We start from the raw sequence: 21,628 nt of genomic DNA, 5'->3' as shown, positions 1-21,628 counted from the left end.
TCCCCCGACCGGGGTACATTGGCAGCCTTGGAGGGGTCCTGGTCGGTGTTCGGGGCCCCTCAGTCACGCCCGGAGCCCGTAGGCCGCGACCCGGCCCACCGCGACGACGGCCGACGAGGAGGCTGGATGTCCGACCACGCGTCGGCCACGGCGCCCAGCGCGCCGCCCCGGTCCACGAACCGCGCGTTCAGCGTGTTCGCGGTCCTGCTCCTCGTCGCGGGCGCGCTGTCCGCGTACCTGGTCGGCACCTGGCTGCCCGACACGGCCCCCGACGTCGACCTCTGGTGGACCGGTCCGCTGCTGGTGATCGGGTTCCTGCTCGCCGAGCAGTTGGCCATCAACGTCGACGTGCGCAGCGGAGTGGCCTGGACCATCTCGTTCACCGAGATCCCGCTCGTGCTCGGCCTGCTGGTGGCGCCGTTCGAGATCGTGCTCGCCGCGCACGTGGTCGCGGGCGTCGGCACGCTGCTCGGCCGCCGCGTGCTCGACCGCGCCGTCTACAACGCGGGCCTGATGTTCATGGAGATCTCGGTCGCCTTCGCGGTCGCCGAGCTCGTGAAGCGGTTCCTCGGCGCGGAAGGTCCGTTCTGGGCGGGCGCGTTCGTCGGCACGATCGCGGTGCCGCTGCTGGCCAGCGTGCTCGGCCTGACCGCGTTGCGGATCATGGGCAAGGGCATGCGGGTCGCGCCGAGCCTGCGCCTGGTGCTCCAGACTCTCGTGGTGGCCCTGCTGAACACCTCCGCGGGCCTCGCCGGCTACGAGATCGCCGACAAGGCGCCGTGGGGCGGCCTGCTGATCGGCCTGGTCTTCCTCGGCATCACCGCGATCTACCTGGCCTACTCCGGTCTGCTGCGCGAGCAGCGCGACCTGGAGGCGCTCAGCGAGGTCTCGTTGCGGGTGGCCCGCTCGGGTCGCCACGTCACCGGACCGCGCGGCGCCAACCAGGAAGAGGACGACGGCAGCGACGAGGACGACGACTGGCAGCTCATCGCCGAGCGCATCCGCGAGCAGCTGAACGCCAACCGCGTCGTGCTGCGGCTGCGCACCGACCCGCAGGCCCCGATGCGCACGCTGGTCGCGGGCGAGCCGCTGCCGCCGGGCATGCGCCGCGACGACCCCCGCGTGCTGCGCGAGGACGCCATGCTCCAACTGCCCGGCGCGCAGGTGCGGTACTTCCGCATCGTGGACGCGGGCGAGGAGGTCTCCGAGGCCCTGGTCCGCCGGGACGCGCAGGAAGCGCTGGTCGTGCCGCTGCGCGGGGCGACCCAGCTGCTCGGCGCGGTCGAGGTGCACGACCGGCTCAGCCGGTGGCGCGGCTTCGGCAAGGCCGACATCCAGCTCCTGCGCACGCTGGCGAGCCACCTGTCCACCGCCGTGGACAACCGCCGCCTGCTCGCCCGGCTGCGCCACGACGCCTACCACGACCCGTTGACCGGCCTGCTCAACCGGCCCGGCTTCCGCGAGGCGGCCGGCGAGCCCATGCGCGAGGCGAACACGGCCGTGGTGGTCCGCATCGACCTCGACGTGCTGTCCACCGTCTCCGACGCGCTCGGCCAGGCGTGGGGCAACCGGATGGTCGTCGCCGCCGGCCGCCGGCTGCGCGACGAGCTGGGGCCCGAGGTGCCGCTGGCCAGGCTGGAGGGCGGCGCGTTCGCCGCGCTGCTGCTGGACCGGCAGGCCGAGCAGATCCAGGAGATCGCCGAACGGCTGCGCGCCGCGCTGTCGGTGCCGTACCCGGTCGACCGGCTCACCGTCGAGGCGGGCGCGGTCGTCGGCTGGGCCACCACCGCGGACTGCGAGATCGACGAGCCGGACCCCGACGCGCTGCTGCAACGCGCCGACGTGGCGGTCCGGGCGACCAGCGACAACGAGCCGCTGCGCCAGTACGCGCCGAGCATGGGCCAGATCTTCCTGCGCCGCTTCCAGCTGGTGACGCAGTTCCGGTCGGCGCTGGAGACCGGCCAGATCTCCGTGCACTACCAGCCGAAGGTCGCGCTGCCGAGCCGCCAGGTGGTCGGCGCCGAGGCGCTGGTGCGGTGGAAGCACCCCGAGTTCGGCCGCGTGGACCCGGACGAGTTCGTGCCGGCCGTCGAGGCGACCGGCCTGGTGGACGTGCTGACGGACTTCGTCATGGACACGGCGTTGGCGCGGGTGCGGCTGTGGATCGACCGCGGGCTGCGGATGTCCATCGCGGTGAACCTGTCCGTGCGGACGCTGGCCGACGAGGAGTTCCCGGACCGGGTGGCGGCGGCGTTGAAGCGCCACGAGGTGCCGCCGGAGCTGCTGACGTTCGAGCTGACCGAGTCCGGCGTGATGGCCGACCCCGAGCGCGCCCTGCCCGTGCTGCGGCGGCTGCACCAGATGGGCGTCGTGCTGGCCGTCGACGACTTCGGCACGGGCTACTCGTCGCTGGCGTACCTGCGGCAGCTGCCGGTGGACGAGGTGAAGATCGACAAGAGCTTCGTCCTGGGCATGGGCACCGACCTCGGCGACATGGCGGTGGTCCGGTCGATCGTGGAGCTCGGCCACTCGCTGGGGCTCACGGTGGTCGCCGAGGGCGTCGAGGACGACGCCGCGCGCGACCAGCTCGTCGGCATGGGCTGCGACGTGGCGCAGGGCTACCTGATCTCCCGGCCGCTGTCCGAGGACCGCTTCGAGGCGTGGCTGCGGGCGCGGACGGTCCAGGTCAGGGGCGCCCGGGATGAGACGGTGCTCACCCTGGTCCACTAGGAGGGGGCCCCGATTTCCTTTCCGCGGCACGCCTGTTGTAGAGTTCTCTTGGCTCCGCAAGAGCAAGCCCCTTTAGCTCAGTCGGCAGAGCGTCTCCATGGTAAGGAGAAGGTCTACGGTTCGATTCCGTAAAGGGGCTCAACAACTGGCCGCGGTGCACGAGCATCGCGGCCGTGTTGTGTAAAGCGGTGTAGCTCAGTTGGTAGAGCAAGCGGCTCATAATCGCTGTGTCGCCGGTTCAAGTCCGGCCACCGCTACTCAGCTAGATCCCCGCCAGGCGGTAAGCCCGCACTGGTCGCCCGGTCGGGTCGGGGCACACGAGCTCTAGGAAGGCAAGGACCGTGGCTGCAACCGACGTACGCCCCAAGATCACCCTCGCGTGCGAGGAGTGCAAGCACCGGAACTACATCACCAGGAAGAACCGGCGCAACGACCCGGACCGCCTGGAGATCAAGAAGTTCTGCCCGAACTGCAAGACCCACCGCGCTCACAAGGAAACCCGCTGAGCCGGTAGTCAGTCGCACGACGAGGCCCGTCCCGGGATCCGGGGCGGGCCTCGTCGCGTATAACCTGCTGCGCGTGCCTCTCGACCAGTCCTTCGTCGGACGTTCCTACCCGCCGTCGCCGCCCTACGAGGTGGGCCGCGAGAAGATCCGCGAGTTCGCCGAGGCGGTCGGCGAGACCAGCCCGCTGCACCGCGACCCCGAAGCCGCCCGCGCGGCCGGCTACCGCGACGTCATCGCCCCGCCCACGTTCGCGATCATCGTGTCGCTGAAGGCGAACGACGTGCTGGTCGAGGACCCCGACCTGGGCCTCGACTACTCCCGCGTGGTGCACGGCGACCAGACGTTCGTCCACCACCGCCCGATCGTGGCGGGCGACCGCCTCACGACCGTGCTGCACGTGGACGGCATCACGTCGCGGATGGGCAACGACATGCTGGCGATCCGGGCCGAGGTGGGCACCGAGGACGGCGAGCCGGTCACGACCGGTCGCTGCACGCTCGTGGTGCGGGGGGAGGACGCGTGATCCGCGCATCGGAGGTCTCCGTCGGCGACGAGCTGCCGCCGCTGTCGCTGCGCATCACCCGCGCCGACCTGGTCCGGTACGCGGGCGCGTCCGGCGACTTCAACCCGATCCACTGGAGCGAGCGGTTCGCCCGCGAGGTCGGCCTGCCGGGCGTCATCGCGCACGGGATGCTCACCATGGGCATGGCCGTCCGGATCGTCACCGAGTGGGCCGGAGACCCCGGCGCCGTCGTCCAGTACGGCGTGCGGTTCGGCAGGCCCGTCCCGGTGCCCGACGACGACAAGGGCGCGTTGGTGGAGGTCACCGCGAAGGTGACCAAGGTCCTGGACGACGGGACGGTCAAGGTCAACGTGACCGCCTCGTTCGAGGGCAAGTCCGTGCTCGGCGGCGCGTCGGCCATCGTCCGGCTCGGCGCCTAGAACCCGCACAGCGCGCTGGTGTGCGGGCCCTTGGCGGTCGCCGAACGCCGCTCGACTTCGGCCACCCGAACCTCGCACGCCACGTCACCGCCGCCGGGCCCGATCGTGACGGTCAGCACGCCGTGGTCGGGCTCGCCGGTGGCGAGCAGCTCCATCCGCCAGGGCAGCGCGGTCAGCTCCTCCCGGCGCGTCTCGCCGCCCCGGAAGGTCGAGTAGGTGACCGTGGCCCGCTCCGCCGTGCCGCTGACCTGGTAGACGACCCGGACCGGCGGTTCCGGCGCCGTGGTCCACACGACGAGCGCGATCGCGCCCACCACGAGCGCCACGGAGGCCGTGACCACGAGCCACTTGCGGCGGCTTTGACGCTCGGGTGGGTCGGATTCCGCCATGTGGTTGCGCTCCCCGGGTGAAGATCAGTTGGACTGAATGGACCATCGGTGTAGTTCTACCGACGGTTACACCGGTCACCCAAAGGAGTTATCCGTCAGAAGTCCGAACACTGCGCTACCGCGTTCGGGCCGGACGCGGTAGCGGTTTTCCGCGCCACGCCGTCCACGGTCACCTCGCACGTCACCGTGCCGCCGTCCGCGCCGGTCGTGACGTCCAGGGTCCCGCCGTGGAGCGTCCCCATGACGGTGAACTCCTTGGTCCACGGCAACGCGGCGACCTCTTCCTCGGCGGTGGTGGCCGAGCCGCCGTCGCCGAAGGTGGAGTAGCTGACGGTCGCACCGGACGCGTCGCCGGTCACCTCGTAGAGGAGCACGGCACCCCGGTCGGCCTGCGCCTGGAGGTCGTCGAGCGCGTTCTCGGCGTCGGACGAGGCCCGCCCGAACACCGCCACCCACGCGACGCAGACGACCAGGCCGATCGCGGACAGCGCGACGCCGGCGATGGCGAGACCCTTGCGGTCGGCCCGCCCGCGGGACACCCGGACCAGGCCGAGCACCCCGAGGGTCAGCCCCGCGACGACCAGCGGCCACGCGACGAGGCCGACGACCGGGATGAAGCTGAGCACCAGGCCCAGGAGCCCCAGCACGAACCCCGCGGTGCCCGGGCCGTTCCGCCGCGGGTCGGACATGACGCCTCCACTCCGTCAGGGTGGTACACATCACAGCTACCCGCCGTGACGCGAATCAGTCTCAATACGACGAAAGGCACCCCCGATCGGAGGTGCCTTTCGTGACGGAGCGTCGAAACTGTGTGCTACTCGACCTCGGCCAGCAGCTCGGCCATCCGCGTCACGCCGGTCTTCAGGTCGTCGTCGCCCAACGCGTACGACAACCGCAGGTAGCCGGGGGTGCCGAACGCCTCACCGGGCACCACGGCCACCTCGGCGTGCTCCAGGATCAGCGCCGCGAGCTGCACCGTGTCGGTGATCTCGGCGCCGCGCAGCGTCTTGCCGATCAGCGCCTTCACCGACGGGTACACGTAGAACGCGCCCTTCGGGGTCGGGCACTGCACGCCGGGGATCGCGGACAGCAGGTCGACGATGGTGCGCCGACGGCGGTCGAACGCCTCGCGCATCTCGTGGGCCGCGTCCAGCGGCCCGGACACGGCCTCCAGCGCGGCCCGCTGCGACACGTTCGCCACGTTCGAGGTCAGGTGGGACTGGAGGTTCGCGGCGGCCTTCACCACGTCGGTCGGGCCGATCAGCCACCCGACCCGCCAGCCCGTCATCGCGTAGGTCTTCGCCACGCCGTTGAGCACGATCGTGCGGTCGGCCATCGCGGGCACGGCCACCGGCAGCGACACCGACTCGGCGCCGTCGTACACCAGGTGCTCGTAGATCTCGTCGGTGATCACCCACAGCCCGTGCTCCAGCGCCCACTCGCCGATCGCGGTGATCTGCTCGCGGGTGTAGACCGAGCCGGTCGGGTTGGACGGCGAGCACAGCAGCAGCACCTTGGTCTTCGGGGTGCGCGCGGCCTCCAGCTGCTCCACCGTGACCAGGTAGTCGGTCGACTCGTCCGCCGTGACCTGCACCGGGATGCCGCCCGCCAGCGTGATCGCCTCGGGGTAGGTGGTCCAGTACGGCGCGGGCAGCAGGACCTCGTCGCCCGGGTCGACGATCGTGGCGAACGCCTGGTAGACGGCCTGCTTGCCGCCGTTGGTGATCAGCACCTGCGCGGCGGTGACCTCGTAGCCCGAGTCGCGCTTGGTCTTCGCGGCTACGGCTTCCCGCAGCTCGGGCAGGCCGGCGGCGGGCGTGTAGCGGTGGTTCTTCGGGTCCGCGCACGCGGCCTGAGCTGCGGCTACGATGGCGTCAGGGGTCGGGAAGTCGGGCTCGCCCGCGCCGAAGCCGATCACCGGTCGGCCCGCGGCCTTGAGCGCCTTCGCCTTCGCGTCGACCGCGAGGGTGGCGGACTCGGCGATGCCGCCGATCCGCTGCGAGATCCGCGGGTGCTCGGAGGTGGTGGTCCCGGTGGTCGTCTCAGGCGTGCCCATGCCGCCAATCGTGGCAGATCGCACAACCGGGTAAGCGCCCGGCACCCCCTCTGACCGGGCCAGTTGGAAGGAGGGGCACTTGGTGCCGTATGCTTCCGGTCTTGGAACGTCCAGTCGCTGCCTCACGAGCCACGTGAGGAGGGTGCGGGGCGTCTCCAGCCAGGGTGTCCGGGGTTCCGGGTGCCAAAGGGGTGTAGCTCAACTGGCAGAGCAGCGGTCTCCAAAACCGCAGGTTGCAGGTTCAAGTCCTGTCGCCCCTGCGTCGAAGCGCGATGGTGAGCGGAGGACGGCATGAGCGAGGGCCGCGAGCAGGACCAGCCGGAAGAGCGCGAGGGCGCGTCCCGGCCGGTTACCGCCGCAGCGCGGCGCGAGCGCCGTGGTTCCGCGCGTCCGGCGGGCCGCAAGGACTCCGTGGAGGCGAAGAAGGCGGCCGAGGCCGACTCCGACGCCGAGGAGGCCAAGAAGGGCCGCCCCACGCGTTCGCGGGCGGATTCGGAGAAGCGGGTCGGTTTCTTCGCCCGCATCGTCCGGTACATCCGCGAGGTGGTCAGCGAGCTGCGGAAGGTCATCTGGCCGACCCGCAAGCAGATGATCACCTACACCGGAGTCGTGTTGGTCTTCGTGGCCTTCATGGTGGCGTTGGTGTTCGGCCTGGATTCGGCCTTCGCCTGGGGCATGTTCAGGGTGTTCGGCTGAGCCGATCACTCGCCGCCCCGGGTGGCGGCGGAACATGTGATGCATGAGAGGAAGCGAGACCCACAGTGACCTCCGAGAACGGCGGCGTTGACGCCCAGGAGCTGAACGACCTGACCGACGAGCGGGACTTCGACGGTGGCGTCGAGGACGTCGAGCAGGCGGAGGCGTCGGAGGAGACCGAGGAGTCCGCCCCCGTCGAGGCCGAGCCCGGCGGTGACGTCGAGTCCGGCGGTGACGTCGAGTCGGGCGGTGACGTCGAGTCCGGTGGCGACGTCGAGTCGGGCAGTGACGTCGAGTCCGCCGTCGTCGACATCGACGCCGAGCCCGCGGACCCCGCCGAGGAGATGCGCGAAGCACTGCGGCGCGCGCCCGGCGACTGGTACGTCGTGCACTCGTACGCGGGCTACGAGAACAAGGTCAAGACCAACCTCGAGACGCGCATCCAGACCCTGGACATGGAGGACTACATCTTCCAGGTCGAGGTGCCGACCGAGGAAGTCACCGAGATCAAGAACGGCCAGCGCAAGCAGGTGCAGCGCAAGGTGCTGCCCGGCTACATCCTGGTCCGGATGGAGCTCAACGACGCGTCGTGGAGCGCGGTGCGCAACACGCCCGGCGTGACGGGTTTCGTCGGCGCGACCTCCAAGCCGTCGCCGCTGACCATCGACGAGGTGCTGAAGTTCCTGCTGCCCCAGGTCGAGCAGAAGCCCGCGGCCGGCAAGAAGAGCGCCGCGGCGCCCGCGAAGTCGACCGTCGAGGTGGACTTCGAGGTCGGCGAGTCGGTCACCGTCATGGACGGCCCGTTCGCCACGCTGCCCGCGACGATCAGCGAGGTCAACGCGGACGGCCAGAAGCTGAAGGTCCTGGTGTCTATCTTCGGCCGCGAGACCCCGGTCGAGCTGTCGTTCAGCCAGGTCTCCAAGATCTGACCAGGACAACAAGACTCCGGCTCCCCTGAACAGGGGGAGCCGGCAGCCACGCTGCGGCTGGCAGGGCCGCGCGCGGACACCGCAATAAAGGAACCGAGATGCCTCCCAAGAAGAAGAAGCTCGCAGCGATCATCAAGCTGCAGATCAAGGCCGGGGCCGCGAACCCCGCGCCGCCCGTTGGTCCCGCGCTGGGTCAGCACGGCGTCAACATCATGGAGTTCTGCAAGCAGTACAACGCCGCGACCGAGTCGCAGCGCGGCACCGTGGTGCCGGTCGAGATCTCCGTGTACGAAGACCGCTCGTTCGACTTCAAGCTCAAGACCCCGCCGGCCGCGAAGCTGCTGCTCAAGGCCGCCGGTGTGGAGAAGGGCTCGGGCGAGCCGCACCGCCTCAAGGTCGCCAAGGTGACCATGGACCAGGTGCGGGAGATCGCGCAGAACAAGATGGTCGACCTCAACGCCAACGACGTGGACCAGGCGGCGAAGATCATCGCCGGCACCGCCCGCTCCATGGGCATCACCGTCGAAGGCTGACCTTTCTCTTTCGTAGTCGTGGGAGAGCCGCGCGCTGGCTCGTCACCACAACTGATCCACTTTAAGGACAGAAGCATGAAGCGCAGCAAGGCGTACAAGAACGCTGCTGAGCTGGTTGACCGTGAGCGGCTCTACTCGCCGCTGGAGGCAGCCAAGCTCGCCAAGGAGACCTCCAAGGTGAAGCTGGACGCGACCGTCGAGGTCGCCATCCGGCTCGGCGTCGACCCGCGCAAGGCCGACCAGATGGTCCGCGGCACCGTGAACCTGCCGCACGGTACGGGCAAGACCGCCCGCGTGATCGTCTTCGCGACCGGTGACAAGGCCGCCGAGGCCGAGGCCGCCGGCGCCGACGCGGTCGGCTCCGAGGACCTGATCGAGCGCATCCAGGGCGGTTGGCTCGACTTCGACGCCGCGATCGCCACGCCCGACCAGATGGCCAAGGTCGGTCGCATCGCCCGCATCCTGGGCCCGCGCGGCCTGATGCCGAACCCGAAGACCGGCACCGTGACGCCCGACGTCACCAAGGCCGTGACCGAGATCAAGGGCGGTAAGATCAACTTCCGCGTCGACAAGCAGGCCAACCTGCACGTCGTCATCGGCAAGGTGTCGTTCGACCCGGAGAAGCTGGTCGAGAACTACGCCGCCGCGCTGGACGAGATCCTGCGCGCCAAGCCGTCCGCGGCCAAGGGCCGGTACCTGAAGAAGATCACCGTCTCGACGACGATGGGCCCGGGCATCCCGGTCGACCCGAACCGGACGCGCAACCTGCTGTCCGACGAGGTCACCGTCTGACCACGGCTCGCCGGCACCACCCGAAGCGCCCCTCGGCCTCCCGCCGAGGGGCGCTTCGCGTCGTCACGGGCACTCGCGTCGTCACCGGCAAGTCGGCTCGGCCTCGTACCCGGTGATCGCCCACGCGCCGCTCGTCTGCTTGGTGAGCACGAACTTGCCCAGCTTCGGCCCGCTGCGCACGTCCAGCGCGCAGGAGCTGACCTCGACCGAGCCGGACTCGGGCGGGGTGACCATCGTCTGGGGGAACCCGAGCTGCCGGTAGCTGCTCACGTCGGTGACCTGGCTCTTCAGCTTCGTCACCGCCGCCGGGCAGTCGGCCTCGCCGAACGCCTCGGCGAACGCCTTCTGCGGACCGTCGCTCTTGAAGTACGCGCACGCGCGACCGCCGTCACCGGTGCCGACGTGCTTGTAGAACTGGCCGATCGTGCCGTTGCTGCCGTACGGGTTGGGCGGCGCGATGACGTTGTTCTCGACGCCACCGCTGTCGACCGCCACGCTGCCCGGGTCGTCGCCGCCGAAGTACTGCTCGTAGAAGTACGAGGCGACGAGCAGCACGACCACCAGGTACACCAGGCGGCGGACGAGTTTGCTGCGCAGCAGGATCTGCCACAGCGGCTTGCGTCGTGGGCCGGGCGGTGGTGGTGGGGCGGCGGGTGGGATTCCCGGTGGTGGTGTGGTCCCGGGTGGGAGGCCGAGTGGCGGGGTGGCGCCCGGGGGCAGGCTCGGCTGGTTGGCGCCCTGGGCCTGCTGGAAGCGCTGGAACTCCTGGAACCGTTGGAACTCCTGGAACTGCCGGAGCTGTTCCGGGTCGATGTCCGGTGGCGGCGGGTTCCTCGGCGGCTCTTCGGTCACGCGTCACATCATGACCGATTTGGGTCGCCGTCAGCTCCCCTGCTAGGGTTGACAACGGTTCACCAAAGACCGCTGGTCGTGCACGGCACTTGGTCGTGCAGCGAAGGTCCCGCGAAGCGGGCGGCCCGCGCAGGAGAACGAGGAAGACCCAGGCGTGCTCGCACGCCCGTCACGCCCCGTGCTGCTGCGCCGGGGCGTTTTTGCTTTGCGCGGGTTCGATCGCACTCGACCGGCTGTCACCAGCCCAGAGAGGAGGCGATCATGGCGAAGCCCAGCAAGGTTTCGGCCGTCGCCGAGCTCACGGACAAGTTCCGTGGAAGCTCGGCCGCTGTCGTGACCGAGTACCGCGGCCTCTCCATGGCGCAGCTCACCACGCTGCGTCGCGCTCTCGGCGCGGGCACCACGTACACCGTTGCGAAGAACACGCTGGTCAAGCGTGCCGCTGAGGACGCCGGCGTCGAGGGCCTCGAGGCCCTGCTCGTCGGCCCGACCGCGATCGCCTTCGTCGAAGGCGAACCGGTCGACGCGGCCAAGGCCCTGCGTGACTTCGCGAAGGACAACAAGGCCCTGGTCATCAAGGGCGGCTACATGGATGGCCGTCCCCTCTCGGTCGAAGAGGTCACCGCTATCGCGGACCTCGAGACCCGTGAGGTGCTGCTCGCCAAGCTGGCGGGCGCGATGAAGGGCAACCTGGCGAAGGCCGCGGGTCTGTTCCAGGCCCCCGCTTCCCAGGTCGCTCGCCTGGCTGCTGCCCTCCAGGAGAAGAAGGCCGCGGAGGCGCCTGCCGCCGCCGAGTCCGACGCTCCGGCCGAAAGCTGATCACACCCAGACACTCCGCGTCCCGGCCGCAGTTCGGGCGTTGAAAGAAAGGACCGCCATCATGGCGAAGCTCAGCACCGACGAGCTGCTCGACGCGTTCAAGGAGATGACCCTCCTGGAGCTGTCGAAGTTCGTGAAGGACTTCGAGGAGACCTTCGAGGTCACCGCCGCCGCTCCGGTCGCCGTTGCCGCTGCCGGCCCGGCCGGCCCGGCTGCCGCCGAGGTCGAGGAGAAGGACGAGTTCACCGTCGTCCTCGAGGGCGCCGGCGACAAGAAGATCCAGGTCATCAAGGTCGTCCGCGAGGTCGTCTCGGGCCTGGGCCTGAAGGAGGCCAAGGAGCTGGTCGAGTCCGCTCCGAAGCCGCTGCTGGAGAACGTGGCGAAGGACGTCGCCGACGCCGCCAAGGAGAAGCTCGAGGCTGCCGGCGCCAAGATCTCGCTCAAGTGATCTAGCGCTACCGCTGCCGCGAAGGCGGGCACCCGAACCGGGTGTCCGCCTTCGTGCTGTCTGCGGCCGGCGATCTTGACCATGTCCTCGCGGGTGGCCCACCATCTGGGGTCGGAGGGGTGACGGGGATGACCCTGCTCACACCGTTACCCACCCGAGACCGCCTTAACCCAACTGGTGAGTAACCACGACAGGGCGGCCTCGTTGCACCGGTATGACGCCGGCCTGTCCGGGGTCTGGCGAAACCGGCCGCTGACCTGGAGGTGCGATGGGCGTCGAGGTGGTCGTCGAGGGCCTGACCAAGTCCTTCGGCAAGCAGACCATCTGGCGGGACGTCACGCTCACCCTCCCCCCGGGCGAGGTCAGCGTGATGCTCGGACCGTCGGGCACGGGCAAGTCGGTCTTCCTGAAGTCCCTGGTCGGGCTGCTGAAACCGGAACAGGGCAAGATCGTCATCAACGGCGTCGACCTGGTCCGCTGCTCCGAGCACAAGCTCTACGAGATCCGGAAGCTGTTCGGCGTCCTCTTCCAGGACGGCGCGCTGTTCGGCTCGATGAACCTCTTCGACAACGTCGCCTTCCCGCTGCGCGAGCACACCCGCAAGACCGAGGCCGAGGTCCGGCGGATCGTGCTCGAGAAGATGGAGATGGTCGGCCTCGTCGGCGCGGAGAAGAAGCTCCCCGGCGAGATCTCCGGCGGTATGCGCAAGCGCGCCGGCCTCGCCCGCGCCCTGGTGCTGGACCCCGAGATCATCCTGTGCGACGAGCCGGACTCCGGCCTCGACCCGGTCCGCACGGCCTACCTCAGCCAGCTCCTCATCGACCTGAACTCGCAGATCGACGCGACGATCCTGATCGTCACGCACAACATCACCGTGGCCCGCACGGTCCCGGACAACCTCGGCATGCTGTTCCGCCGCGAACTGGTCATGTTCGGTCCCCGCGAGGTGCTGCTGACCAGCGACGAGCCGGTGGTCGAGCAGTTCCTCAACGGCCGCCGCATCGGCCCGATCGGCATGTCGGAGGAGAAGGACCAGGCGACGATGGCCGCCGAGCTGGCGCACCGCGAAGCGGGTCACTCGGACGGCTCGCCCGACGAGGACGTGCGCGGCGTGGTGCCGCAGCTGGAACCGACGCCCGGCCTGCCGCCGAGGGGCGCCGTTCGGCGGCGCAAGGACCGGGTGATGACCATCCTGCACACGCTGCCGCCCGAGGCGCAGCAGAGCATCATCGCCAGCCTCACGCCCGAGGAGCAGCGCCACTACCGGGTGATGGCCGGCGCGGGCGACCGGACGGGCCCGATCGCCGTCGACCCGACCACCCCGAGCCCGTGGCCCCGTCAGGGGGGCGTGCTGTGAGCTCACCGGCCACGTTCCCCGGCGTCGGCGCGCTGCGCGAAACGGGGCGGATGTTCGCGCTGGGCGTCGACGTCGTGCGCAACACGTTCCGCCGCCCGTTCCAGCTGCGGGAGTTCATCCAGCAGTGCTGGTTCGTGGTGAGCGTGACGGTGCTGCCCACGGCTCTGGTGTCGATCCCGTTCGGCGCGGTCATCGCGTTGCAGATCGGCTCGCTGACCAGGCAGATCGGCGCTCAGTCGTTCACCGGCGCGGCGAGCGTGCTGGCGATCATCCAGCAGGCGAGCCCGATCGTGACGGCCCTCCTCATCGCCGGCGCGGGTGGCAGCGCGATCTGCGCGGACCTCGGCTCGCGCAAGATCCGCGAGGAGATCGACGCGATGGAGGTGCTCGGCGTCTCGCCGATCCACCGCCTGGTCGTGCCGCGCGTGCTGGCCGCGATGCTGGTGTCCGTGCTGCTCAACGGCATGGTCAGCGTGGTCGGCGTGATGGGCGGCTACTTCTTCAACGTGATCCTGCAGGACGGCACGCCCGGCGCGTACCTGGCGAGCTTCAGCGCCCTGGCGCAGCTGCCGGACCTGTGGATCTCCGAGATCAAGGCCCTGATCTTCGGGTTCATCGCGGGCATCGTGGCCGCCTACCGGGGCCTGAACCCGGCGGGCGGGCCGAAGGGCGTCGGCGACGCGGTCAACCAGGCCGTGGTCATCACGTTCCTGCTGCTGTTCTTCGTGAACTTCGTGCTGACCACGATCTACCTCCAGGTCGTCCCGGCGAAGGGGAGCTGAGATGGCCGCGATCAACGACCGGTTCCGCAAGGCGGCGAACGCCCCGCTGTCCGTGCTGGACACGTTCGGCGACCAGCTGTGGTTCTACATCCGCGCCCTGTGCTGGACGCCGCGCACGCTGACCCGCTACCTGCGCGAGACGCTGCGGCTGCTGGCCGAGGTGAGCTTCGGTTCGGGCGCGCTGGCCGTCATCGGCGGCACGATCGGCGTGATGGTGGGCCTGTCGGTGTTCACCGGCACGGTCGTCGGCCTGCAGGGCTTCACCGCGTTGAACCAGATCGGCACGTCGGCGTTCGCGGGCTTCGTGTCCGCGTACTTCAACACCCGCGAGATCGCGCCGCTGGTCGCGGGCCTGGCGCTGAGCGCGACCGTCGGCTCCGGCTTCACCGCGCAGCTGGGCGCGATGCGGATCTCCGAGGAGATCGACGCGCTGGAGGTCATGGGCATCCCCAGCCTGCCGTACCTGGTCACCACGCGGATCATCGCGGGCTTCATCGCGATCATCCCGCTGTACGTGATCGGCCTGCTCACCTCGTACCTGGCGGCCAGGTTCATCACGGTCGAGTTCTACGGGCAGTCGGCGGGCACGTACGACCACTACTTCAACCTGTTCCTACCACCGGTGGACGTGCTCTGGTCCTTCGGCAAGGTGCTCGTCTTCGCCGTCGTGATCATCCTGACGCACTGCTACTACGGCTACCGCGCCAGCGGCGGCCCGGCGGGCGTGGGCGTCGCGGTGGGCCGCGCGGTGCGCACGGCGATCGTCACGACGAGCCTGCTGGACTTCTTCCTGAGCATGGCGATCTGGGGCACCACGACGACGGTGAGGATCGCGGGATGACCGCCGACGTGTTCTTCTCAGCGGAGGCGGCGACATGCTGAAGCGGCGACTCCTGGGCGTCGTGTTCATCGCGGTCATCGCCCTCTTCCTCTCCATCACGGTGGCGATGTACAACGACGCGTTCACCGAGGTCGTGAAGGTGACGTTGAAGACCGACCGGGTCGGCAACCAGCTGCTCGTCGACTCCGACGTCAAGGTCCGCGGCATGATCGTCGGCCAGGTGAAGGACATCCGGACCTCCGGCGACGGCGCCGAGCTCGAACTGGCGCTGGAACCGGAGCAGGTCAGGCACATCCCCGCCAACGTCTCCGCGCGCCTGCTGCCGAAGACCCTGTTCGGCGAGCGGTACGTGCACCTCGTGCTGCCCGAGGAACGCGAGGACCCGCTCACGGACGGGGCCGTCATCGAGCAGGACCGCTCCAGCAGCGCCATCGAGCTGGAACGCGTGCTCGACGACCTGATGCCGGTGCTCCAGGCCGTGCAGCCGGAGAAGCTCGCCACCACGCTGACCGCGATGTCGCAGGCGCTGGAGAACCGGGGCAAGCCCCTGGGCGAGACGCTCGTGCAGCTGGACGCCTACCTGGGCGAGTTCAACCCGCAGCTGCCCAAGCTCAAGGACGGCATCAGCCGCCTCGCCGACGTCTCGAACGTCTACGCCGACGCCGCGCCCGACCTGGTGCAGGCGCTGACGGACGCCACCACCACCAGCCGCACGCTGGTCGAGCAGCGCGACAACCTGCTCGCCCTGTACGGCACGCTGACCACCACGTCGCTCGACCTGAACAGCTTCCTCGCCGTGAACAAGAACAACCTCATCCAGCTGGCCGACGTCAGCAGGCCGACGTTGGAGCTGCTGGCCAAGTACTCGCCCGAGTACCCGTGCCTGCTCAAGGGCCTGTCGGAGTTCAAGCCGATCATGGACCAGGTGTTCGGCAAGGGCACGGACGAGCCCGGCCTGCACATCACGCTGGAGATCACCGCCAACCGCGGCAAGTACGAGGCGGGCAAGGACGACCCGGAGTACGCCGACAAGCGCGGCCCGCGCTGCTACGACATCGTGCCGCGGCCGGACCCGTTCCCGCAGTACCCGCCGGAGGGCCCGGTCAAGGACGGCTCGACGTCGCCGCCTCCCGCGCGTTCGGCCACCGACGGCGTGCTGCCGCCGAACACGGGGACCATCCGGCCGGACGGCACGGTCGTGTCGTCGTTCGGCGGCGTGCCGTCGCTGGCGAACTCGCCGGAGGAGCAGGACTTCCTGGCCGCGCTGCTCGCGCCGCAGTTCGGGGTGGAGAAGCGCGAGATGCCGAGCTTCACCGCGCTGCTGCTCGGACCCCTGTACCGGGGCGCGGAGGTGACGGCATGAGGTCCCTGGCCGCGCCGCTGATCAAGCTCGCCGTGTTCGCCGTGATCACGATCCTGGCGACCACGCTGCTCGCGGTGACCATCTCGAACGTCAACTTCAACGGCGCCACCGGCTACACCGCCCGGTTCACCGACGTCACGGCGCTCAACGAGGGCGACGACATCCGCATCGCGGGCGTCCGGGTCGGCCAGGTCGACGAGATCCGGGTGGTCGACCGGCGGCTGGCGGAGGTGGAGTTCTCGCTGGAGGGCGACCGCACGCTGCCCGCGTCGGTCACCGCGACGATCAAGTACCGCAACCTCGTCGGCCAGCGGTACATCTCGCTGGAGCACGGCGTGGGCGACGCGTCCGCGCTGAAGCCCGGTGACGTGATCCCGTTGGAGCGCACGAAGCCGGCGCTGGACCTGACCGTCCTGTTCAACGGCTTCAAGCCGCTGTTCCAGGCGCTGAACCCGGAGGACGTGAACCAGCTGTCCAGCGAGATCATCCAGGTGCTGCAGGGCGAGGGCGGCACGATCGACAGCCTGCTGCGCCACACCGCGTCGCTGACGTCCACGCTGGCGGGCCGCGACCAGGTGATCGGCGAGGTGATCACCAACCTGAACGCCGTGCTCGACACCGTGAACTCGCGGACCGAGCAGGTGTCGACGCTGGTCACCACGTTGCAGGAGCTGACGACGGGCCTGGCGGGCGACCGCCGGCCGATCGGTGACGCGATCAGCGCCATGGGCGAGCTGACCACGACGACGGCCGACCTGCTCAACCAGTCGCGGCAGCCGTTGAAGGACGACATCGCCAACCTCGGCCTGGTGTCGAAGACGCTGGCGGACAACGAGGCGATCGTGGAGAGCGTCATCCGGCGCCTGCCGACCAAGATCGAGGCGATGTCGCGGACCGCGTCCTACGGGTCCTGGTTCAACTTCTTCCTGTGCGAGGGCTCCGGGCAGGTCGCCGTGCCCCCGATCATCAACGACCCGATCCCGATCACGGCTCTGCCGGTCACGCAGCCGAGGTGCCGCCGATGAAGCCCCAGCGCAACCCGGTGACGGTCGGCGTCGTGAGCCTCACGGTGATCGCCCTGCTGCTGCTCGCCGCCTTCAACTCCGACGACCTGCCGATCATCGGCGGCGGCACCACCTACTCCGCCGAGTTCACCGAGGCCGCGGGCCTGATCCCGTCGAACGAGGTGCGGGTGGCCGGGGTCAAGGTCGGCAAGGTGACCAAGGTCGAGCTGGACGGCGACAAGGTGAAGGTGTCGTTCCGGGTGAAGGACGCCTGGGTCGGCGACCGCACGACCGCGGTGATCCGGATCAAGACGCTGCTCGGGCAGAAGTTCCTGGCGCTCGACCCGCAGGGCTCGCAGCCGCTGGACCCGGGCGACCCGATCCCGCGCGAGCGCACGCTGTCGCCGTACGACGTGCAGGAGGCGTTCAACGGCCTGGCGTCCACGGTCGGTCAGATCGACACCCAGCAGCTCGCGGACAGCTTCCAGGTGCTGTCGGAGACGTTCCAGGGCTCGGCGGAGAGCGTGCGCGGCGCGTTGGACGGCCTGTCGGCGCTGTCGAAGACGATCTCCTCGCGCGACGAGCAGCTGGCCCGGTTGCTGGCCAACACCAACGAGATCACCAAGACCCTGTCCGACCGCAACGAGCAGTTCGAGAAGCTGCTCGCGGACGGCAACCTGCTGCTGGAGGAGCTGCGCAAGCGGCGGGACGCGATCGGGGCGCTGCTCAGGGGCACCCGCGAGCTGTCCAAGGAGCTGTCCGGCCTGGTCGCCGACAACTCCGCGCAGCTGCGGCCGGCGCTGGAGCAGCTGGAGCGGGTGACCACGATGTTGCAGCGCAACCAGGACTCGCTCGACCGCAGCCTGGCGCTGATGGGCCCGTTCTTCCGGGTCTTCGCCAACACCCTGGGCAACGGCCGCTGGTTCGACGTCTACATCTGCGGCCTGCTGCCGCCGTCGGTGAACCTCGGCGTGGTCGGCTTCAACGAAGAGGGCTGCCTCCCTCCCGGCGTGCAGAGGGGGAACTGACGTGGCGACCACGAGGACGGGCCGCGACCTGGTCCGCGCGGTGGCGATCGCGTGCGTGCTCGCGATCGTGGCCGCGGTGGCGATGTGGTGGGTGTTCGCGGGTGCGGACAGCCGCCGGGTGACCGCGCTGTTCGGCGCGGCCGTCGGCGTCTACCCGGGCTCCGACGTGCGGGTGCTCGGCGTGCGGGTCGGCACGATCGAGGAGGTCGAGCCGCGGGGCGCGCTGGTCAAGGTGGTGATGTCGCTCGACCGCGCGGTCAAGGTGCCCGCGGACGCGCAAGCGGTCGTGGTCGCGCCCAGCGTGGTCAGCGACCGGTACGTGCAGCTCGCGCCCGCCTACACCGGCGGCGACGTGCTGGGCGAGAACGCGACCATCCCGCGTGAGCGCACCGCCACCCCGGTCGAGCTGGACGAGCTGTACGCGAGCCTGGACAAGCTGACCACCGCGCTCGGCCCGAACGGGGCCAACAAGGACGGCGCGCTGTCGGAGCTGCTCGACTCGGCCGCGAACAACCTCCAGGGCAACGGGCAGGCGCTCGGCGACACCGTCAAGCAGCTCGGTGACGCCACCCGCACGTTGTCCGGCTCGAAGGACGACCTGTTCGGCACCGTGGACAACCTGCAGAAGTTCACCGGGATGCTGGCCGCGAACGACAGCCAGGTGCGCGACTTCAACCGGCAGCTGGCCGAGGTCGCCGGTTTCCTCGCCGACGAGCGGGAGAACCTGGGCGCCGCGCTCACCGAGCTGGCCACCGCGCTCGGCCAGGTGCAGGGCTTCATCCAGGACAACCGGGCCGTGCTCAAGTCGAACGTCGACAAGCTCGCCGGCATCACCCAGGTCCTCGTCGACCAGCGCGCGTCGCTGGCGGAGGCGCTGGACGTCGGGCCGCTGGCGCTGAACAACCTGCAGAACGCCTACAACGCGGCCTCCGGCACGCTCGACGCCAGGGCCGACCTGAACGAGCTGAGCCAGCCGCCGATCGTGCTGATCTGCAAGCTCGTCCAGGGCGTCGAGCCGGGCCGGGTGCCGGGCGTGCTCGCCGAGACGTGCCGCGGGCTGGAGCCGCTGCTCAGCGGCGCGGTGCCGTTGAAGACGCCCCAGGAGATCGCGACCGACCTCGCCCAGGGCAAGCTGCCGCTGCCCCTGCCGCTCGCGGGGGTGCCCCGGTGAGGCGGTTCGCGGTGCTCGTGGCGAGCGCGCTGGTGCTGACCGGCTGCGGCTCGGGTGGCTTCGACGGCGTCTACAACATGCCGCTGCCCGGCGGCGCGGACGTCGGCGACCGCCCGTACGAGGTGAAGGTCCGGTTCAAGGACGTGCTCGACCTGGTGCCGCAGGCCGGAGTGAAGGTCAACGACGTGCCGGTCGGCCGGGTCGACCGGATCGACCTCGGCGCGGACGGCTGGACCGCCGAGGTGACGGTGCTGGTCAACGGCGACGTGAAGCTGCCGGGCAACGCGGTCGCCCGGCTGCGCCAGTCCGCGCTGCTCGGCGAGAAGTACGTCGAGCTGGCCGGTCCCGCCGAGGGGCGCGAGGAGGGCGCCCTGACCGGCGGCTCCGTCATCCCGGTCGAGCGCACCAACCGCAACCCCGAGGTCGAAGAGGTCTTCGGCGCGCTGTCCATGCTGCTCAACGGTGGTGGCATCGCCCAGCTCCAGGACATCAGCCGGGAGCTGAACGCGGCCCTGGAGGGCAACGAGCCGCAGATCCGGTCGCTGCTGGACAACCTGAACAAGCTGGTCGGGGACCTCGACGCGCACAAGGGCGAGATCACCCGCGCGTTGGACGGCCTCAACCGGCTCGGCGGCACGCTCAACGCCCAGCGCGACCAGATCACCGGCGTGCTGGACGGGCTGGAACCGGGCCTGAAGGTGCTCAGCGAGCAGCGCACCCAGCTGGTCACGCTGCTCCAGTCGCTGGACGCGCTGTCCGACGTCGCGGTGGACACGGTGAACAAGTCCAAGGACGACATCGTGGCCGACCTGAAGGCGTTGACGCCGACGCTGCAGAAGCTGGTCGAGTCGGGCACGAACCTGCCCAACGCCTTCGAGTTGCTGCTCACCTACCCGTTCCCGGACTCGGCGGTGGACGCCATCAAGGGCGACTACACGAACCTGTACGCCGACATCGACCTGAACCTGGGCTCGGTCGTGGACAACCTCGGCCGGTCGCGGCAATCGCCGCTGCCGAGCCTGCCCGGGCTGCCCGGCGTCGACGGCACCGCGCCGTCCCTGCCGCTGCCCCTGCCGAACCTGCCGCTGCCCGGCGTGTCGGGCGAATCGGGGCTCGGCGACCTGCTCGGCGGACTGCTCGGGGGTGGGCGGTGATCCCCGGTCGGATCAAGCTCCAGATCGGCGCGTTCGTGCTGATCGCGCTGGTCGGCGTGAGCTACGTCGGCGCGCGGTACGTCGGGCTCGGCCGCGTGTTCGGCGCGTCCGGGTACGTGGTGACGATGCAGCTCGCCGAGTCCGGCGGCGTGTTCACCAACGCCGAGGTGACCTACCGCGGCGTCGCCGTCGGCCGGGTCGGGCAGATGCGGCTGACCGCGGACGGACTGGACATCGACCTCGACATCGACCCGAGCGCGCCGTCGATCCCGTCCGACCTGGAGGCCGTGGTCGCCAACCGGTCCGCGGTGGGCGAGCAGTACGTCGACCTGCGCCCGCGCGGCGAGGACGGGCCGTACCTGGCGGACGGGTCGGTCATCCCGCGGTCGGCCACCAGGACGCCGCCGCCGGTGGACACCCTGCTGACCAACCTCGACGCGTTCGCCAAGTCGGTGCCGACCGAGTCGCTGCGGACCGTGGTGGACGAGCTGGACCTGGCGTTCAACGGCACCGGGCCGGACCTCCAGGTGCTGCTGGACAACACGAAGGTGTTCACCCAGGCGGCGACGGAGCACCTGCCGCAGACCAAGGCGTTGATCGACAGCGGGTTGGTCGTGCTGAACACGCAGGCCGCGCAGGGCGGCGCGATCAAGTCGTTCTCGGCGGACCTGCGGTCGCTCGCCGAGCAGCTGAAGAACTCCGACGGCGACCTCCGACGGCTCATCGGCGTCTCCCCGCAGGCCGCCGAGCAGGTGTCGGCGCTGCTGCGGGAGACCGGGCCCAACCTGGGCGTCGTGCTGGCCAACCTGCTGACCACCGGGAACATCCTGGTCACGCGGCTGGACGGGCTGGAGCAGATCGCCGTCACCTACCCGATCATCGTCGGCGGCGGCTTCACGGTGGCCAAGGGCGACGGCACGGGCGCGCACTTCGGGCTCGCCCTGAACGTGTTCGACCCGCCGCCGTGCACGGTCGGCTACGACAGCACCACGATCCGGCAGGGCACCGACACCACCCCGGCCGAGTTCAACACGCAGGCCTACTGCGCGCTGGCCCGCGGCAGCGCCACCGGCGTGCGGGGCGCCCAGAACGCGCCTTACGGTGGGCTCCCGGTCACGACGCCGACCGGCGACGCGACGTCGCAGCCGGGCCGGGAACCGACCACCGGCGAGACCGCCGCCGAGGCGCCGCTGCTGACCAGCCTGGGGCAGTTGCTCGGTCTGCCGGGCTGAGGAG

The 21,628-nt window shown here is 70.1% G+C and carries 23 protein-coding genes and 3 tRNA genes; 22 read left to right on the top strand and 4 right to left on the bottom strand.

All coding sequences use genetic code 11. From position 1 onward, the window contains the following. The first annotated feature begins 126 nt into the window (after nt 1-126). The 6 genes from AB0H12_RS16730 to AB0H12_RS16705 all read left to right on the top strand — a co-directional run bounded on the left by AB0H12_RS16730 (nt 127) and on the right by AB0H12_RS16705 (nt 4,178). Nucleotides 127-2,730, top strand: a complete 2,604-nt coding sequence (locus AB0H12_RS16730; protein WP_499623713.1) for a putative bifunctional diguanylate cyclase/phosphodiesterase — start codon at nt 127-129, stop codon at nt 2,728-2,730. 66 nt (nt 2,731-2,796) lie between these two features. Then, nucleotides 2,797-2,869: transfer RNA gene (locus AB0H12_RS16725), tRNA-Thr, on the top strand. A gap of 45 nt (nt 2,870-2,914) precedes the next feature. Then, nucleotides 2,915-2,987, top strand: a tRNA-Met gene (locus AB0H12_RS16720). Nucleotides 2,988-3,071: 84 nt separating this feature from the next. Then, on the top strand, nt 3,072-3,236 hold the full coding sequence (rpmG, locus tag AB0H12_RS16715; protein WP_015105301.1) for a 50S ribosomal protein L33: 165 nt from the start codon (nt 3,072-3,074) through the stop codon (nt 3,234-3,236). Between the two features lie 73 nt (nt 3,237-3,309). Continuing rightward, the gene (locus AB0H12_RS16710; protein ID WP_230566457.1) at nt 3,310-3,759 is read left to right on the top strand and encodes a MaoC family dehydratase N-terminal domain-containing protein; all 450 of its coding nucleotides are present in this window, start codon (nt 3,310-3,312) and stop codon (nt 3,757-3,759) included. Further along, a complete protein-coding gene (locus AB0H12_RS16705) occupies nt 3,756-4,178 on the top strand; it encodes a MaoC family dehydratase (RefSeq protein WP_499623712.1) in 423 nt (140 codons plus the stop codon). Before AB0H12_RS16710 ends, AB0H12_RS16705 begins: the two co-directional genes overlap by 4 nt. On the opposite strand, the gene AB0H12_RS16700 is transcribed toward AB0H12_RS16705, so the two are convergent. The 3 genes from AB0H12_RS16700 to AB0H12_RS16690 all read right to left on the bottom strand — a co-directional run bounded on the left by AB0H12_RS16700 (nt 4,175) and on the right by AB0H12_RS16690 (nt 6,623). Beyond that, the gene (locus tag AB0H12_RS16700) at nt 4,175-4,567 is read right to left on the bottom strand and encodes a hypothetical protein (RefSeq protein WP_499623711.1); all 393 of its coding nucleotides are present in this window, start codon (nt 4,565-4,567) and stop codon (nt 4,175-4,177) included. The two genes, AB0H12_RS16705 and AB0H12_RS16700, sit on opposite strands and share 4 nt — an antisense overlap. A gap of 95 nt (nt 4,568-4,662) precedes the next feature. Further along, a complete protein-coding gene (locus AB0H12_RS16695; RefSeq protein WP_499623710.1) occupies nt 4,663-5,256 on the bottom strand; it encodes an MmpS family transport accessory protein in 594 nt (197 codons plus the stop codon). 125 nt (nt 5,257-5,381) lie between these two features. After that, nucleotides 5,382-6,623, bottom strand: coding sequence for a pyridoxal phosphate-dependent aminotransferase (locus tag AB0H12_RS16690; protein WP_499623709.1), 1,242 nt, complete (start codon nt 6,621-6,623; stop codon nt 5,382-5,384). Between the two features lie 187 nt (nt 6,624-6,810). On the opposite strand from AB0H12_RS16690, the gene AB0H12_RS16685 reads away from it, so the two are divergent. From AB0H12_RS16685 to rplA, 5 genes are all read left to right on the top strand, one after another. Further along, nucleotides 6,811-6,883, top strand: a tRNA-Trp gene (locus tag AB0H12_RS16685). A 31-nt stretch (nt 6,884-6,914) separates the two neighbouring features. Beyond that, on the top strand, nt 6,915-7,319 hold the full coding sequence (gene secE, locus AB0H12_RS16680) for a preprotein translocase subunit SecE (protein ID WP_230566462.1): 405 nt from the start codon (nt 6,915-6,917) through the stop codon (nt 7,317-7,319). A gap of 65 nt (nt 7,320-7,384) precedes the next feature. Beyond that, nucleotides 7,385-8,248 carry a transcription termination/antitermination protein NusG gene (gene nusG, locus AB0H12_RS16675; RefSeq protein ID WP_499623708.1) on the top strand — a complete coding sequence of 288 codons (864 nt, stop codon included), beginning with the start codon at nt 7,385-7,387 and terminating at the stop codon, nt 8,246-8,248. Nucleotides 8,249-8,346: 98 nt separating this feature from the next. Next, entirely contained in the window at nt 8,347-8,781 is a 435-nt protein-coding gene (rplK, locus tag AB0H12_RS16670) for a 50S ribosomal protein L11 (protein ID WP_106616850.1), read from the top strand. Nucleotides 8,782-8,856: 75 nt separating this feature from the next. Then, a complete protein-coding gene (gene rplA / locus AB0H12_RS16665; RefSeq protein WP_230566464.1) occupies nt 8,857-9,573 on the top strand; it encodes a 50S ribosomal protein L1 in 717 nt (238 codons plus the stop codon). Nucleotides 9,574-9,654: 81 nt separating this feature from the next. On the opposite strand, the gene AB0H12_RS16660 is transcribed toward rplA, so the two are convergent. After that, nucleotides 9,655-10,425 (bottom strand): hypothetical protein, encoded by a 771-nt coding sequence (locus AB0H12_RS16660; RefSeq protein WP_499623707.1) that lies wholly within the window; start codon nt 10,423-10,425, stop codon nt 9,655-9,657. A 261-nt stretch (nt 10,426-10,686) separates the two neighbouring features. Between AB0H12_RS16660 and rplJ the strand changes: the two genes are divergently transcribed. From rplJ to AB0H12_RS16605, 11 genes are all read left to right on the top strand, one after another. Next, nucleotides 10,687-11,244, top strand: a complete 558-nt coding sequence (gene rplJ / locus AB0H12_RS16655; protein ID WP_230566465.1) for a 50S ribosomal protein L10 — start codon at nt 10,687-10,689, stop codon at nt 11,242-11,244. A 61-nt stretch (nt 11,245-11,305) separates the two neighbouring features. Further along, nucleotides 11,306-11,692, top strand: a complete 387-nt coding sequence (rplL, locus tag AB0H12_RS16650) for a 50S ribosomal protein L7/L12 (protein WP_230566466.1) — start codon at nt 11,306-11,308, stop codon at nt 11,690-11,692. Between the two features lie 268 nt (nt 11,693-11,960). Beyond that, nucleotides 11,961-13,049, top strand: coding sequence for an ABC transporter ATP-binding protein (locus tag AB0H12_RS16645; protein ID WP_230566467.1), 1,089 nt, complete (start codon nt 11,961-11,963; stop codon nt 13,047-13,049). A 50-nt stretch (nt 13,050-13,099) separates the two neighbouring features. Next, a complete protein-coding gene (locus AB0H12_RS16640) occupies nt 13,100-13,831 on the top strand; it encodes an MlaE family ABC transporter permease (RefSeq protein WP_230566541.1) in 732 nt (243 codons plus the stop codon). Nucleotide 13,832: 1 nt separating this feature from the next. Then, nucleotides 13,833-14,672: an MlaE family ABC transporter permease gene (locus AB0H12_RS16635; protein WP_498776515.1), complete on the top strand. Its 840-nt coding sequence runs from the start codon at nt 13,833-13,835 to the stop codon at nt 14,670-14,672. Between the two features lie 34 nt (nt 14,673-14,706). Next, the gene (locus AB0H12_RS16630) at nt 14,707-16,035 is read left to right on the top strand and encodes an MCE family protein (protein ID WP_499623706.1); all 1,329 of its coding nucleotides are present in this window, start codon (nt 14,707-14,709) and stop codon (nt 16,033-16,035) included. Then, complete coding sequence (locus AB0H12_RS16625; RefSeq protein ID WP_499623705.1) at nt 16,032-17,060, top strand: MCE family protein; 1,029 nt, start codon at nt 16,032-16,034, stop codon at nt 17,058-17,060. The genes AB0H12_RS16630 and AB0H12_RS16625 overlap by 4 nt, the downstream gene beginning before the upstream one ends. After that, entirely contained in the window at nt 17,057-18,067 is a 1,011-nt protein-coding gene (locus tag AB0H12_RS16620) for an MCE family protein (RefSeq protein ID WP_499623703.1), read from the top strand. Before AB0H12_RS16625 ends, AB0H12_RS16620 begins: the two co-directional genes overlap by 4 nt. 1 nt (nt 18,068) lies before the next feature. Then, nucleotides 18,069-19,238, top strand: a complete 1,170-nt coding sequence (locus tag AB0H12_RS16615) for an MCE family protein (RefSeq protein WP_499623702.1) — start codon at nt 18,069-18,071, stop codon at nt 19,236-19,238. Beyond that, nucleotides 19,235-20,392, top strand: a complete 1,158-nt coding sequence (locus AB0H12_RS16610; protein ID WP_499623701.1) for an MCE family protein — start codon at nt 19,235-19,237, stop codon at nt 20,390-20,392. The genes AB0H12_RS16615 and AB0H12_RS16610 overlap by 4 nt, the downstream gene beginning before the upstream one ends. Further along, entirely contained in the window at nt 20,389-21,624 is a 1,236-nt protein-coding gene (locus AB0H12_RS16605; protein WP_499623700.1) for an MCE family protein, read from the top strand. Before AB0H12_RS16610 ends, AB0H12_RS16605 begins: the two co-directional genes overlap by 4 nt. Nucleotides 21,625-21,628: the final 4 nt, after the last annotated feature.

Source organism: Actinosynnema sp. NPDC023794 (genome assembly GCF_040639675.1).
Classification (GTDB): domain Bacteria; phylum Actinomycetota; class Actinomycetes; order Mycobacteriales; family Pseudonocardiaceae; genus Actinosynnema; species Actinosynnema luteola.
Note: the sequence above shows the minus strand (reverse complement) of the source record. Positions and strands in the feature narration are given on the sequence as shown.

What these genes read in the sequence shown, in the direction of transcription:
- rplA (WP_230566464.1), top strand. Translation starts at nt 8,857, where the DNA reads ATGAAGCGCAGCAAGGCGTACAAGAACGCTGCTGAGCTGGTTGACCGT.
- rplJ (WP_230566465.1), top strand. Translation starts at nt 10,687, where the DNA reads ATGGCGAAGCCCAGCAAGGTTTCGGCCGTCGCCGAGCTCACGGACAAG.
- AB0H12_RS16640 (WP_230566541.1), top strand. Translation starts at nt 13,100, where the DNA reads ATGTTCGCGCTGGGCGTCGACGTCGTGCGCAACACGTTCCGCCGCCCG.
- AB0H12_RS16635 (WP_498776515.1), top strand. Translation starts at nt 13,833, where the DNA reads ATGGCCGCGATCAACGACCGGTTCCGCAAGGCGGCGAACGCCCCGCTG.
- AB0H12_RS16625 (WP_499623705.1), top strand. Translation starts at nt 16,032, where the DNA reads ATGAGGTCCCTGGCCGCGCCGCTGATCAAGCTCGCCGTGTTCGCCGTG.
- rplK (WP_106616850.1), top strand. Translation starts at nt 8,347, where the DNA reads ATGCCTCCCAAGAAGAAGAAGCTCGCAGCGATCATCAAGCTGCAGATC.
- AB0H12_RS16630 (WP_499623706.1), top strand. Translation starts at nt 14,707, where the DNA reads ATGCTGAAGCGGCGACTCCTGGGCGTCGTGTTCATCGCGGTCATCGCC.
- AB0H12_RS16700 (WP_499623711.1), bottom strand. Translation starts at nt 4,567, where the DNA reads ATGGCGGAATCCGACCCACCCGAGCGTCAAAGCCGCCGCAAGTGGCTC.
- AB0H12_RS16730 (WP_499623713.1), top strand. Translation starts at nt 127, where the DNA reads ATGTCCGACCACGCGTCGGCCACGGCGCCCAGCGCGCCGCCCCGGTCC.
- rplL (WP_230566466.1), top strand. Translation starts at nt 11,306, where the DNA reads ATGGCGAAGCTCAGCACCGACGAGCTGCTCGACGCGTTCAAGGAGATG.
- secE (WP_230566462.1), top strand. Translation starts at nt 6,915, where the DNA reads ATGAGCGAGGGCCGCGAGCAGGACCAGCCGGAAGAGCGCGAGGGCGCG.
- AB0H12_RS16620 (WP_499623703.1), top strand. Translation starts at nt 17,057, where the DNA reads ATGAAGCCCCAGCGCAACCCGGTGACGGTCGGCGTCGTGAGCCTCACG.
- AB0H12_RS16645 (WP_230566467.1), top strand. Translation starts at nt 11,961, where the DNA reads ATGGGCGTCGAGGTGGTCGTCGAGGGCCTGACCAAGTCCTTCGGCAAG.
- AB0H12_RS16695 (WP_499623710.1), bottom strand. Translation starts at nt 5,256, where the DNA reads ATGTCCGACCCGCGGCGGAACGGCCCGGGCACCGCGGGGTTCGTGCTG.
- AB0H12_RS16690 (WP_499623709.1), bottom strand. Translation starts at nt 6,623, where the DNA reads ATGGGCACGCCTGAGACGACCACCGGGACCACCACCTCCGAGCACCCG.